At 64.7% G+C, this 14,049-nt stretch carries 11 protein-coding genes; 5 read left to right on the forward strand and 6 right to left on the reverse strand.

Annotated features, from left to right (window positions below):
* Positions 1-159: 159 nt before the first annotated feature.
* Entirely contained in the window at positions 160-2,112 is a 1,953-nt protein-coding gene (locus tag B0G75_RS18755; RefSeq protein ID WP_106308560.1) for an AI-2E family transporter, read from the reverse strand.
* 136 nt (positions 2,113-2,248) lie between these two features.
* Positions 2,249-3,538, reverse strand: coding sequence for a DUF445 domain-containing protein (locus B0G75_RS18760; protein WP_106308563.1), 1,290 nt, complete (start codon positions 3,536-3,538; stop codon positions 2,249-2,251).
* Positions 3,539-3,764: 226 nt separating this feature from the next.
* On the opposite strand from B0G75_RS18760, the gene B0G75_RS18765 reads away from it, so the two are divergent.
* The 5 genes from B0G75_RS18765 to B0G75_RS18785 all read left to right on the forward strand — a co-directional run bounded on the left by B0G75_RS18765 (position 3,765) and on the right by B0G75_RS18785 (position 9,382).
* Entirely contained in the window at positions 3,765-4,907 is a 1,143-nt protein-coding gene (locus B0G75_RS18765; protein ID WP_106309134.1) for a DNA repair exonuclease, read from the forward strand.
* A complete protein-coding gene (locus B0G75_RS18770; RefSeq protein WP_106308566.1) occupies positions 4,904-7,528 on the forward strand; it encodes an AAA family ATPase in 2,625 nt (874 codons plus the stop codon). Before B0G75_RS18765 ends, B0G75_RS18770 begins: the two co-directional genes overlap by 4 nt.
* Positions 7,529-7,795: 267 nt before the next feature.
* Entirely contained in the window at positions 7,796-8,272 is a 477-nt protein-coding gene (locus B0G75_RS18775) for a type VI secretion system tube protein Hcp (RefSeq protein ID WP_106308569.1), read from the forward strand.
* Between the two features lie 19 nt (positions 8,273-8,291).
* Positions 8,292-8,774 carry a DUF2778 domain-containing protein gene (locus B0G75_RS18780; RefSeq protein WP_106308572.1) on the forward strand — a complete coding sequence of 161 codons (483 nt, stop codon included), beginning with the start codon at positions 8,292-8,294 and terminating at the stop codon, positions 8,772-8,774.
* Complete coding sequence (locus tag B0G75_RS18785; protein ID WP_106308575.1) at positions 8,771-9,382, forward strand: hypothetical protein; 612 nt, start codon at positions 8,771-8,773, stop codon at positions 9,380-9,382. Before B0G75_RS18780 ends, B0G75_RS18785 begins: the two co-directional genes overlap by 4 nt.
* A 14-nt stretch (positions 9,383-9,396) precedes the next feature.
* Here B0G75_RS18785 and cobJ read toward each other — a convergent pair whose 3' ends face one another.
* The 4 genes from cobJ to cobG are packed head-to-tail and all read right to left on the reverse strand — an operon-like array spanning position 9,397 to position 13,971.
* Entirely contained in the window at positions 9,397-11,100 is a 1,704-nt protein-coding gene (gene cobJ, locus B0G75_RS18790) for a precorrin-3B C(17)-methyltransferase (protein WP_106308578.1), read from the reverse strand.
* On the reverse strand, positions 11,097-11,828 hold the full coding sequence (locus B0G75_RS18795) for a precorrin-2 C(20)-methyltransferase (protein WP_106308581.1): 732 nt from the start codon (positions 11,826-11,828) through the stop codon (positions 11,097-11,099). Before B0G75_RS18795 ends, cobJ begins: the two co-directional genes overlap by 4 nt.
* Entirely contained in the window at positions 11,829-12,455 is a 627-nt protein-coding gene (locus B0G75_RS18800) for a precorrin-8X methylmutase (RefSeq protein WP_106308584.1), read from the reverse strand.
* The gene (gene cobG / locus B0G75_RS18805; protein ID WP_106308587.1) at positions 12,448-13,971 is read right to left on the reverse strand and encodes a precorrin-3B synthase; all 1,524 of its coding nucleotides are present in this window, start codon (positions 13,969-13,971) and stop codon (positions 12,448-12,450) included. The genes B0G75_RS18800 and cobG overlap by 8 nt, the downstream gene beginning before the upstream one ends.
* Between the last annotated feature and the right edge of the window lie 78 nt (positions 13,972-14,049).

Raw genomic sequence — 14,049 nt, forward strand, 5'->3', positions numbered from 1 at the left:
GTCTCCTGGAGCTTCGATGTCGGGGATCGCCCGCCGGGGCTGGTCAGCTCTTCGAGGCGGTGCGAATCGATAGCGAAGTATGAAGGAGGGTGCGCGCGCGGCTGTCCTCATTTTGGGTACAGCCGCGCCGCCGGGCGGGCGTACCCACAGCGAAGGCGCCTAGTCCGCTCCGCCCACGTGCGAAGCGTGGCGCGCGTGCGGCAAGCTCGACGCGGCCAGGCATTCCTCGATCATCGCGCGGAAGGTGGGCGCCGCGTGCGAAGCGCCGGTCGCGCCCATTTCCGGGCCGCCTTCCGGCGCGCCGCCCACGCCGACCACCAGCGTCGCGCGCGGCCGCCATTCGCGCGTGCGCCGCAGCATGTTGCGCAGGTACGGCGGCGACTCCGGCGCATCGAGCGAGACGATGCAGATGATCGGCGCGTCCTTGAAGCTTGGTTCGTCGGCGCGTGCGCTGCGATAGCCGGAGTGCGTCGCCATCACCGGCGCGAGGCCCTGGCGGCCGAGCAGTTGCACGGCAATCGCGGTGGTGACTTCGTCGAACGAACCGCGTCCGGGCACGCACAGCACGGAGGTTTTTTCCGCTTCGCGGCGCAGCCGCGGGTGCGCTGCAATATGGCTGTCGTGCCGCTCGGACAGATCGGCCGAGGCCGAAGCGAGCAACGCGCTCGCGGTATCGGCGGGTTCGCTGCGCGCCATGCGGTCTGGCAAGCCGTCCGCGATTTCCAGGTTTTCGACGATATCCACCAGCGCGTCGTTGATGCGCTGCAACTGGTCCGGCATCAGCACGCCGCGCATTGCATCGTTGCGGGCGAGCTTGAGGCCTTCGAGCGCGACCTTGTCGTAGTAATCGATCAGCGACATCTCGCGCAACAGGCGCTCCGCCTGCACGATGGCCTCGTGCGGATCGTCCGCGAGCAGCCGCTGATAGAAGTTCTGCGCGGGTGTGAGCGCGGGCTGATCGCCCAGCAGCACCGTGAGAAAGTTCAGCCGGTCGGCGTAGCGGCCCAGCGTGACCACGCACAACGTGAGCGGCGTCGACAGCACGAGGCCGATCGGCCCCCACAGCCAGCTCCAGAAAATCGCCGCCACCACCACCGCGAGCGGCGACAGGCCGGAGCGGTGGCCATACAGCAGCGGCTCGGCGATCTGCCCGGCCACCACGTCGACGACGATGAACAGGATCAGCGTATAGACCGCCATGGTCCATTGCGGCTGGATCGCGGCCGCGAGGAACACGGCGAGAATCGCGGCGATCCAGATGCCGATATACGGCACGAAGCGCAGCAGCGCGGCGATCACGCCGAACAGCAGCGCACCCGGCACGCCGATTATCGCGAGCCCGATGGCGATCACGCCACCCGCACTCAGATTCACACCGAGTTGCGCGACGAAGTAGCGAGACAGCCGCACGGCAGCGTCGTTGATCGCAGTGGTGGTGCGATGCAGATCGCGCGAGCCGAACAGGCTAATCAAACGGTCGCGCAAATCCTCGCGTTGCAGCAGGATAAAGATCGTCACGACCAGCACGATGAAGGTCGTTTCGATTGGCGCGATGGCCGGCGACAACGCGCGCTGTGCGAGCTGCATCGGCGTGGGCGAGGGTTCGTGCACTTCGACTGGCTGCGGCACGGCGGGCGCATTGCGCGCGGCGCGTCCGGTCGGACGGGGCGGGTTCGGTTTGGGCGGAGACACGCGCTGCAACGCGACGGCGGCGCGGCTCATCAGCGAATCGGCGCGGCCGACGGTTTTTTCCTGCACCGTCTCGATCTTCTGCTCGATCGCCTCCTGATACTGCGGCAGATCGGCAGCGAGTTGCACGAGTTGCGCTGTGATCAGCGCACCGACGGCGAGCAAGCTGGCCAAGGCGAACAACACGGCGATAAAGATCGACGGCAATTGCCCCATATGGAAACGCCGCAACATCTGTACGAGCGGAGCGAGCAGAAAGCTGAGCAACACCGACAGCGTGATCGGGATCAACACCGCGCGGCCGAAGTACAAGCCGCACACCACCACCACGCCGGTAATCACCGACGCAAGGCCGTGCAGACTCGGCGCGCCCGGCGGGTAAACGCGGTTCGGCCGCCCAGACGGCGGTAACGAGATTTTCATGAGCACACTTTCCGATTGAGACGCGCTGTCGTTTTTATAAGGGCCGCTCGCGAACAGTGAGAGGGTGTCCGGGCACAGCGCATGAGCAATTCATATGCCCGGATTGTAGGCGCTTTGACGCGCGGCGGCCTATTGCTCACCCCATGTGCAGGCGCAGCAAACCCAGCAACTGCGAGCTGGCGTACAGCAGCAGACCGATAAAGCCGCCCACAATCGTCCCGTTGATGCGGATGTATTGCAGATCCTTACCAATGTTCAGCTCGATCTGCCGTGACATCTCATGCGAGTCCCAGTTCTTCACGGTATCGCTGATATGGCGCGTCAGGAAGCGCGCGAAGTCCGGCGCCATGGTGCGCGCGGCTTCTTCGAGGTGATCGTTGAGCGATTGGCGCAACGCCGGATCGTGCGCGAGCTCGCGGCCGACCCATTGGCCCATCGCCACCACGCGTGCATGCAGGGCCGAGTCGCTGCTTTGCAGATCGCGCTTGAGCCACGCGCGCAATTCGCCCCACATGTCTTTCACATACGAACTGAGCGCGTCGCCTTCCACCAGATAGCGTTTCAACTCCTCGCCTTTTTGCAGGAACGCGGGATCGGTTTTGAGCTTGACGATCAGTTTGTGCGCGGCGTCGTCGAACTTCTGACGCAGCTGATGCGTGGGATTTTCGCTGATCTGTTCAAGTATGCGATTCACCGCGTTGGCGATGGTTTCGGCGCCTTTGTCGCCCAGCCAGGCAGAAAATGTCGACGGCAAAATCTTCTCCATCTTCGGATACTCGGTCTTCACCCATTCGACGATCCGCTCGGCGATGAACTCGCGCGCGTGCGGTTCGCGCAGCAGCGCCACGACCTGTTCGATGCCGGCGTCGAGCAGTTCCTGATGGCGGCCGTCCTTGGTGAGCGTGTCGAGAATCGAGCCCATCGATTGCGATAGATCGACCTTGGCCAGCACGTCGCGCAGCGCGTCCTTGATGAAGACCTGAATGCGTACGTCGTCGGTCAATTCGAGAATGCCGCTGGTGAGCTTGACGACGTAGTCGCCCAAACGCGCGGTGTTCTCTGGCTGCGTCAGCCACGCGGTGATGCTGCGCGCCGGGTCGTGCTTCTGGATCAGACCGACGAGCGATGGCACATCCAGGAACTTGTCCTGCACGAACACCGCGAGGTTGTCGGCGATCTTATGCTTGTTCCTCGGAATGATCGCGGTGTGTGCGGAGACGACCGGGATCGGCACGCGTCGAAACAGGGCGGCCACCGCGAACCAGTCGGCGAGCGCGCCCACCATCGCGGCCTCGGCGACCGCCTTGATGCCGTCCACCCAGATGCCGCGCGGCATGAACGCGGTCACCACGAAAACGCAGGCGGCGGCGAACAACAGCAGGAGCGGGGTGCGCTTGGCCTTCTTCAGTTCGATTGCTTTGTTCATTGGCGGCAGGCAACGGGTCCGGGGCGATTGAAATCATGCGGCGCGCTCGGCGAGCGCAGCCGGAATCGCGAGTGTAGCGCCGCTCGCCGGCGTGTGGGCCAGGGCCGCGCTCGCCGTCGAGGACTAGCTTTGCCGCGCGGGCACGGTAACATCTGCGGTTAGACTGCGCTGCCTTGCCTGGCGAGCCAGCTTGCAATTGAACGGAATGAAACAGAAGGGAGGCACAGTGATCAGGTTTCTGCACACCGCGGACTGGCAGATCGGCACGCAATTCGGCCAGTTCGAGCCGGACGAGGCGGCGCATCTTGCCGAGGCGCGCTTCGAGACCGTGCGCCGGATCGCCGGAGAAGCCGCCGCGCGCAATGTCGATGCGGTGCTCGTGGCCGGCGACGTCTTCGATCTGCAAACCGTCTCCGACACCGTGATCCGCCGTTTGTTCGGCGCGGTGCAAGCGTTCGCGGGGCCGTGGATCATGTTGCCGGGCAATCACGATGCCGCGCTCGTCGAGAGCGTGTGGACGCGCGCGCAGCGCCTGAACTGCATCGCACCGAATGTGCGCGTGGTGCTCGAACCCGGTGTGGTGCTGCTGGACGACTGCCGGTGCGCGCTGCTGTGCGCGCCGCTCACGCAACGCATCACGTATGACGACACCACCGGTTTCTTCGATACCGCGGAGACGCCGCCCGGCTATCACCGCGTCGGACTCGCGCACGGCAGCGTGAGCGGGATTCTGCAGGAAGGCATCGACTCGTCGAATCCTATCGCGCCGACGCGTGCCGCAAGCGCGCGTCTGGACTATCTGGCGCTCGGCGACTGGCACGGGCATCTGCGTGTCGATGAGCGCGTCTGGTACGCGGGCACGCACGAGCAGGACCGCTTCCGCGCCAACGATCCGGGCTTCATGCTCGATGTCACGTTGAGCGAGCCGGGCGCGTCGCCGTTGGTCGAGCCGGTGCGGGTCGGTCAATATCAATGGCATCGTTGGGAGGAAACCATCGCCGTGCCGACCGATGTGGATTCGCTCAAGGCGCGCCTCGCCACGCTAGGCAGCCACGACGTGTTGCGCGTGACGGTCGGCGGCACCGCAGCACTCGCCGACGCCGAAGCGCTTCACATCGCGGTGGAAGAAGCCCGCGCGCGCGTGCGAGCGTTGCGCGTCGACCTGAGCGGCCTGCAAGTGCTGCCCACCGACGACGATCTCGCCGAACTCGGCGCGCAAAGCGGCTACCTCGCGAAAGTGGTGGCGCGTCTGCGTGGCTTGCAGGAAGACCCGCAGTCCGACCCGCAAGAGATCAAGCGCGCGGCCGAGGCATTGCTGCTTCTGGCGCGTTTTCAACGTGAACTGCCGCGTGAAGCGAGGTCCGCATGAAGCTGCAAAGCATTGCGATTCAGGAGTTCAAGCAGTTCACGGGCAAGCTCGTCATCGACGATCTGCAGCCCGGTCTGAATCTGTTCGTCGGTCCGAACGAGGCCGGCAAGAGCACGATTGCCGAAGCCGTGCGCGCCGTGTTTCTGGAGCGCTACAAGGCCTCGCATCTGAAAGACCTGTTGCCGTGGGGCAAGGCGAGCGGGCAGCCGTCGGTCGAAGTGAGCTTCGAGCTGGACGGCATGGCGTGCCGCTTGTCGAAGCAGTTCGTGACGCGGCAGCGCTGCGAACTGAGGATCGGCCAGAGCGCGTTCGGTGAGGATGAAGCCGAAGACAAGCTCGCGGCCTTGCTCGGCTTTTCACGTCCCGCGCGTGGGCCGTTGAAGGCGGAGAACGCGGGCGTCCCCGGTTTGTTGTGGGTGCAGCAAGGCGGCACGCAGGAGATGCGCGATTCCACCGGCCACGCGGCGCAGTATCTGCGCGATGCGCTGTCGCAACTCTCGGGCGGCCGCGAATCGGCGGGCGAGGATGCGTTGATCGCCGCCGTGCAGCGCGAGCTTCGGCAACTGCTCACCGCGCGCACGCAGAAATCGACTGGGCCGCTCGCCGAGGCCGAACAGACCCTCGCGCGCCTGATCGAGGAGCGCGCCGATCTCGAACAGCAGCGTCAACAGTTCGAGGCGAACATTGCGAGCCTCGCCACGCTGCAGCAAACCTTCGACGATACGCAGCGCAAACGCCCGTGGGAAATTCACGAGCAGAAAGCCGTGCAGGCGCAATTGCGCGCCGACGCCGTCGTGCAACTCGAAGGCAGCCTCAAAGGACTTGAGCAGTCGCTGAAAGCGAGTGAAGCCGAACTGGCTTTGCCGCTGCAGCAGGAGCAGAACGCGCTCGACCTGGAAGCGGCCGTCGCGCGCGAGCGCCAGCAACTCGACGCGTTGCGTGCGAGCGTGGCGGCGGTCCAGGCCGAACACGCGGATGCCGCGGCCAGCGTGACGCAATTCGAGCAGGCTTTCGCCGATGCCAACCGCGCGCTCGAACTGGCTAACGCAGCCGTGACCGCGGCCGATCTGCGCAGCCAGATCGGACTCTTTCGCGCGGAAAGCGAGCGGCTCGAAGCGTCGATTGCCGCCGCCAGCAAGGCGAACGACGCCGTGCTCGAAGCCGCGCGGGAAGCGGCCACGCTCGAAATCGACGAGGCGAAGCTGAAGCGGCTCGCCGCGCTCGGCAGCGAGCTGAGCGTGTTGCGAGCTCGCACTGAAGCAGCGATGACCCGCATCGAATATCGCCTGAACGGCGCGATTACCGTCGACGAAAAACCGGTGAGCGGCGAAGGCGTCCTGCGTGTGGACGAAGAGAAACGGATCGGCCTCGGCGCGCTCGGTGAATTGCGGGTGATTCCGGGTGTCTCGGATCTGCCGGCGCGTTTGTCCGAACTCGCGTCGCTCGAAGCCCAGCATGCGCAGTTGTTGCAGGCGCTCGGCGTCGCGTCGCTCGGCGAGGGCGAAGCGCGGCACGAGCGCTGGAAGGCGGCGCTCGCGCAGCAGAAAAGCCAGGCGAAGATTCTCGACGTGCACGCGCCGCAGGGCATCGAAGCGCTGCGCGCAGCGTCGGCAACGGCTGCGGCGCGCATGCATGCCGCCAATGAGCGGCTCGCGGGTCTGCCCGACGTTTCCGCCGCTCCGCCGCTCGACGAAGCCCGCCGCAACGCGGAGATCGCGCGCGACGCGTTGGAAGCCGCACGAAAAGTGCTAACGCAAGCGGCCGACAAAAAATCGGCCGGCATGGCGAACGCGGAATCGCTCGCTGATCAATTGCAACGCAAGCAGGCGCAACTGGACGACGAAGCGTTCCGCCGCAAGCGCGCGCAGTGGCAGGCGAAGATCGTCGAACAACGCGTGCAGGTGGAGGCATTGCGCAAGCAGCGCGAAGGGCGCGAGCGCGAACTGGAAGCGGCACGTCTCGACGACCCGGCGGCTGAGGCGAAGCGCTATCGCGCGTCGGCGGAACTCGCGCGCGGCGAGCAGAACGAGCGACAGGTGAAGATCGCGGCGTTGCGCGGTCAACTGGAGACGGCCGGCGCCTCGGGTCTCGGCGAGCGTCTGGCGGCGGTGCAGGCCAAGGTCGAACAAGCCACGCGGCGCAAGGACGAACTCGGCTTGCGCGCGAGCGCGTTGAGCCTGCTCGACGAAGTGCTGGTCGACGAACGCGACGCCGCGGTCGCGCAACTGCGCGCGCCGTTGACCGAGCGCCTCGGGCATTATCTGAAGCGGATTTTCCCGCAATCCACGATCGCGCTCGGTGACGATCTGAGTCCCGCGACGTTGGACCGCTTTGGCCGCGCGGACACGCTCGAGGCGCTGAGCTTCGGCACGCGCGAACAACTCGGCATTCTGACGCGGCTCGCTTACGCGGATCTGTTGAAGGCATCAGGCCGGCCGACCTTGCTCATGCTCGACGACGCGGCGGTGCATACCGATGCCGCGCGACGCGACGCGATCAAGCGCGCGCTGATCGACGCGGCCACGCGGCATCAGATTCTGGTCTTCACTTGCCACCCTGAGTTGTGGGATGACCTGGGCGTTAGGCAGCGGGCGATCGAGGATTTGAAGGTGGCGGCCTAAGCAGAGGGCAAGGCAAGCCCGGCGCCAGGGGCGAACGAGTCAGGCCGCATGAATCGCCACATGCGGCCGATGAAAAGAGCGCAATTCCTCACGAATTTGCAGAAAGCTCGCAACTCCGCAGGTCGGCATTCCCCCGACACTGCTGATTCGAGTCTTCGCTGCGGTCTGATCCTTTCGCCAACAGTATTTCAATCTGCGTGTGCCGAATGTTTCTGCATGTCCGCGTGACGACCATTTGAACAGTCGCACATGTCACGGGGATGCTTAATGGCACAGGATACGTTCATCAAGATTAACGGCTGCGACGGCGAATCGCAGGATGCCTCGCATCTGAACGAAATCGACGTAATCGGTTGGCGTTGGAAGATTTCACAGGACTCGATCATGATGGCGGGCTCCGGCGGCGGCGCGGGCAAGGCTAGCGTTTCAGATCTGGAATTCACGCACAAGCTGGACCGCGCCAGTCCGAATCTGGCCAAATATTGCTTCACCGGCAAGCATGTGGACCTGGTGAAGCTGACTGTGCGAAAGGCCGGGGGCGTGCCGTTCGAATACCTGAAGATCACGATGTATGACGTGATCATTACCCAGGTGGAACCGATCGGCGGCGGTGACGAGTGCCATGAAGATGTTCACCTGTCTTTCTCGACGATGAAGCATGAGTACTTTGTGCAAAACGCGCTGGGAGGGAGCGGCGGTGCGGTGACTGCCACTCTGTATATCAAGAACAACACGACGAATTGACCGGGCGGGGGAGGAGGACATGCCGGTTAAATGCACATTTCTTTTGAACGGGCAGGCGGACTCGGTTTTTTCGTGTGAGGGCACCGCGTCGGTTACCGCTTTTTCTGGAACGGGTCGTGGCCGGGACAATCCTGATGACACGGCCATCGAGAACGTTGGGCCGATTCCGAAAGGGACCTACTATCTCATCAATCGTCAGTCCGGCGGATATATGGGCTTTTTTTATGATTGGTGGAATGCGCAGGGCGTTAGCTCTACCGATCGTCGACAATGGTTCATGCTCTGGAATCCGAAAACGGGGGACACGACAAACATCGATGGCATCAAGCGCGGTAACTTCCGGCTGCATCCAATGGGCCACTTGAGACTGAGTCATGGATGTATCACGGTTGTGAACCGTCAGGAATTTGATCGACTTCAGCAATTCATTCGTTCACGAGGACAGACCGTGCCTGTGCCGAGGACAGCTTTGCGAGCCTATGGGACAGTTGAGGTGAAATGACCAAACGATTTGCAATCAGTTTTGCGATTTACACCGGCTTGATAGTGGTATCGGCGATTGCTGGTTTGAAGACCACGTATCTTGTCGACATGCTTCCTATAGAGATGCCGGACAGCGTGGAAGCCTTTATCCGATTTTGGCTATCCTGCACGGGCACCGAATATCTTGGAAATCCTGACGATATGGAGGTGCTTGCGCTTCTACTCTGCTGGTCGATCGCCACCTTGCTGATCGTGTTAGCGCTGGTTGGACTTAAACGGTGGCTGTCTCGCTATCTCACCGCAAGAAAGCGTGGTGAAGCGGTTCCTAAGATGCCCTTGTCCGTCACGGTCATCGCCTCTTTGTTCGCGCTTCTCATCATTAGTGATCTCGCATGGTACCTAACGAGCCCACTCACTCTCTACCCGTTCCACATACCGTTGCCTGTCAAAGCGATTATCAGATTCTGTCTGTCAGTGACAGGCCAAAGCGTCAGGTCGGATCAAGATCTCGACATGCTGTCGTACGCCATGGATTTTTACTGGGCAGTAGCTACACTGGCTATCGGGGTGCCGGTGTTTCTTTGCTGCCTGGTGCTGCGTCGGCTTCTACACAGAAAAACCTCATAACCTCAACGAACCCCTCACTCATACCACCGCGGCGTATAAACCCATTCGGCGCCGCCGGCGCCAACGCCAAATCGCCGCGTCGTCGACGACCCCACGATCACCATCGTGCGCATATCCACATCGGACGACCGCAGTTCACCTAGCGTGACCGTGCGCAGTGTGCCGCCAGGCCGGCCGATATCGCGGCCCAGCACCACCTGGGTCTGTGCGGCGCGACACTCCCGCACGATATCCAGCGCCTTATCCAACTGCCAAGGCCGTGCACGCGAAATCGGGTTATAGAACGCCATCACCAGATCCGCTTCGGCCGCATGCCGCAGACGCTTTTCGATGATCGCCCAAGGCTTCAGATTGTCGGACAGCGACAGCATGCAGAAGTCATGGCCCAACGGCGCACCCGCCTGCGCCGCCGTCGCCATCGCCGCCGACACACCCGGCAAGATCGTCAGTTCGACCGCAACCCAGTCCGCGTTATCCGACGACTCCAGCGCCTCGAGCACAGCCGCCGCCATCGCGAATACCCCCGGATCGCCCGACGACACCATCACCACGGAACGTCCCTCGCTCGCCAGTTCGAACGCATGCCGCGCGCGTTGTATTTCCTCGCGATTGTCCGTGCCGTGCACGCGCTGGTCGGCGCGCAACGGGCCGGCCATTTTCACGTAGGTGTCGTAGCCGAGAATATCGGTGGCTCCGTCGAGCGCCGTGCGTGCGGCCGGCACCATCAGATCGGCGCTGCCAGGGCCGAGGCCGATCACGGTCAGACGGCCACGCGCGCGGCCGATCGTGTCGGGATCTATGGCGAGCGGCGCCAAGGCAAGCGCGACGCCTGCCGCCGCATCGTTGTGCAGCGTCTCGTAGGGGATGCGCAGCGCGGCATGCAGCAGATTGGCCGGCGGCTCGCCATCTTCTGGACCTGGTAGTGCGAAACGCAACGGCACCTTCAGGTGCGCCGCGGCCTCGGCAAGCGCCGGGTTGGCCATGCATTCAGACGAGGCGAGCAATGCCGCGAGCGACAGCGGCGCGAGCCCCTGCGCATCCAAGGCGTTGCGCACGCGCGTCACGATCTCGCCATCCACGGCCGTCACTGCAGCAACCACGCTGCGTGGATGAATCACCAGTTCATCGTCGCGTCCGTCCCATGCCCGCGGCGTAACGCGGATCGCGAGACGCGCCGAGTCGGAGCGGGGCAGTTGCGCGTCATCGAGCCACGGCGCTTCGCCTTCGATGCGCGTGCTCTCGCCGGCCAGCATATCCGACACGAAGCGCTTGCCTTGGCCGAGATCGGCGAGCGTGTAGCCCTCGGGCGGATTCAGCACGCAGGTGCCGAAACGCAGTTCGCCGCTTGTCGTGATGGCCGGCGGCACGGCCAGCAGCGCGGCAATCTCGCGCGCCATCAGGTTGACGCCGGCAAGACCGCCGAGCAGCGGCACGACCGCGCTGCCATCCTCGGCGACAGCCAGCACCGGCGGCTCGACGCCCTTGTTCGACAACGACGGAGCCAGACAGCGAATCACGATGCCCGCCGCGCACAACGCGACGATCGGCGTGCCGCGTGCATACAGTTCCCGCAGATGCGCGCCGAGTTCGCTGTACGACACGTCCGCCTCGACGCGTCCCTGCAACGCATGCACCTGGCTGCCCGCGTACAGCGCCTGAACGCGCCGCGCCGTCGCCAATGCGCCCGCGCCGAGAATCACGATCGCGGGTGCGCTCATCCTTGCCATTTTTCCCCCGGCACCACCAGCAGCGAAAAATACGGCGACGCCATCGGATCGACTTCGGCGAGCGGCACGATGCGCTGATTGCCCATCGTTGCGCGTTCGACGTAGAGCGCGCGGCCCGCGAGACCGAGTTCGCCGAGCACGCGCCGCACCTTGTCGAAGTTGCGGCCGAGTTTCATCACGACGGCGGCGTCGGCATCGGCGAGACGGCGGCGCAATTCGTCTTCGGGCAACACGCCCGAGAGCACCGAGAGGCTCTGATTGCGATACACCAGCGGCGCGCCGAGTACGGCCGCGCCGCCGAGCATCGAGCACACGCCCGGCACCACTTCGCTTTCGTAGCGCGCCGCGAGCCGGTCGTGCAGATACATGTACGAGCCGTAGAAGAACGGATCGCCTTCGCAGATCACGGCGACGTCACGGCCCGCATCGAGATGCGCGGCGACGACTTGCGCGGCGGTGTCGTAGAAGTCGGCAATGATCGCTTCATACGAAAGCGGCGGTTCGAGCGCTTCGGTGGTGACGGGATAAACGAGCGGCAGATGCTGCTGGGCATCGTGCAAATGCGCTTCGATGATGCTGAACGCGTTGCCCTTCTTGCCCTTGGCAACGAAGTATGCGACCACCGGCGACGCCTTCAGCAAGCGCAGCGCCTTCAGCGTGATGAGTTCCGGGTCGCCGGGGCCGACGCCGAGTCCGAACAAACGTCCTTGCGCCGTCATTTATTCGACCTCCGTGGCCAGCGCATTCACGGCGGCCGCCGCCATCGCGCTGCCGCCGCGCCGGCCATGCACCACCACGAAGGGCACGCCGCGGCTGTCGTCCGCGAGCATCGCTTTCGATTCGGCCGCGCCGACAAAACCAACGGGAAAGCCGAGAATCAACGCGGGTTTTGGAGCGCCGGAGTCGAGCATATCGAGCAGATGAAAGAGCGCGGTCGGCGCATTGCCGATCACGACGACGCTGCCCGCCAGATGCGGCCGCCACAATTCGAGCGCCGCCGCCGAGCGGGTATTGCCGAGTTCGCGGGCGAGCGACGGCACGTCCGGATGCGTTAGCGTGCAGATGACCTCGTTGTTGGCCGGCAGCCGCGCGCGCGTGATGCCTTGCGCGACCATGCCGGCATCGCACAGGATCGGCGCGCCTTGCGCGAGCGCCGCGCGGCCCGCCGCGCCCGCGCCTGCGGAAAATTGCAGATCGTCGATCACATCGACCATACCGCACGCGTGGATCACCCGCACCGCGAGTTTTTCGAGGTCGGCGGGAATGCGCGACAAGTCAGCCTCCGCGCGGATCGTCGCGAAGGATTGGCGATAGATCTCCTGACCGTCGCGAATGTAATCAAGCATCGGTGTCACTCCGGACCAGGCGTTCGAGCATGTCGGCGGCCTGGTCGATCGTCAGTTGGCGCGCGACGCAGTGGCCGAAGCCGGGCTGGCCGTCGCGTCGATAAAAGTCATAGAGGCCGGGCGCCGCGGCCAGCAGCGTGTACGGCGCGCAATGCGCGGCGGCGCACGAGCGCGAGCAGCCGCTCAGATGCACGTCGACGCCGGCAGGCAGGCGAGCCGCGAGGCGCAACGCGTCGGTCTTGGTGTCGGCGAGGCCCTTCGCGCAGCCGCTCGATCCGGCGCATGCGATCAGGTGCGTGATCGCTTGTGCGGGTTCGCAGGCGAGACCGAGCGCGTTCAGGCCGGACAACACGGTGGGGACGGCGGGCGTGGCGATGTCGGGTAGTAGCACGCTTTGCCAGGGTGTCAGGTGAAGCGTGGCGTTGCCGTGCTGTTGAGACAGCGTGGCGAGGGCATGCAGCGTGTCGGCGTCGAGGCGTCCCAGCGGCGGTTGGCCGCCGACGTGCCAGGTTCCGGGCACGCGTTGGGCGTGGGCGCCAAGACGGAGATTGGCGTCGGCTGGTGTGCCGCGATGCCAGTTGGTCAGCTTCGCGTTTTGCGTCAGCGGGAAGTCGAGATATCGCTGGGCGTGATGCAGTACCGCGTCGACGGTATGCGCGGTTAGCAGGTGGCGCATGCGTGTGGCGTCGGCGGCGGCGAGGTCGAGGAGTGTGAGGAGCAGCGCGCGAACCAGTGCCGGCACTTGTGAAGGCAGGATCGCGGCTAGTGCGCCTGTGCGGTTCACGCCCGGTTTTCCAGGCCCGGTGCCTTGGCTTTGCATGAGAGCGCCGGCATAGGCGCCCACAGGCGGACAACCCGCCAACCCGAACACGAACCGCACGCCGTCCGCATCTTGCGATGCCGCCAGCCACACATCGTGCGGATGATCTACTCTCGCAAGCCGCTCGCCGCCGTCCAGCAGCAGCGCGAATTTCGGCGACAGCGCCGCGAAACGCGTTTCGCTTTGCAGCATGGTGAGTAGTTCGGCGCACAGCGGGCGTGTGTCGAATAGCGCGCATGGATCGCGCCCGGCTGCGGGGCTGATCATGACATTGCGGACGTCGTCGGCTGCGGCGGTGGCCGCTATTGCATCTACAGCGCTGGCAGCCCCGGCGTCCGCAGCGTTCTCCGCAGCCGTCGTGTTCGCATGGCTCGCCGTGCCGTTCGCCGGCATCGGCCCAAGACCCGCATCGGTCAAAGCCGCGATCAACGCCGCCTCTTCACCGCGCTTGACGCCGCGCACCTGCACATTCGCGCGATTGGTCAACTCGACTACCCCGGCCGCGTGCCGCGCGCTAGCGTCAGCGATCGCCCGCGCCTGCGCCGCGCTCAATTCGCCGCCGGGCAGTTTGATCCGGCAAATCCCGCCGTCGCGCGCGGCGACGATGCGCAGCAACCCCGGACACGCCGAGGGCCGCAGCGTGGCGGCCGCGTCGGATAAAACGGAGGTAGGCGAAGCTTGATTCAAGACGGACACCGGGTTTAGCGTCGCGCGACGGCCCGAGCATGCCGTGAGGCGGGCATGGCTGCGGCATCGGTACACCCCGCCCGATGT

It is taken from the genome of Paraburkholderia sp. BL18I3N2, from assembly GCF_003001875.1.
GTDB classification, from domain to species: Bacteria; Pseudomonadota; Gammaproteobacteria; order Burkholderiales; family Burkholderiaceae; genus Paraburkholderia; species Paraburkholderia phytofirmans.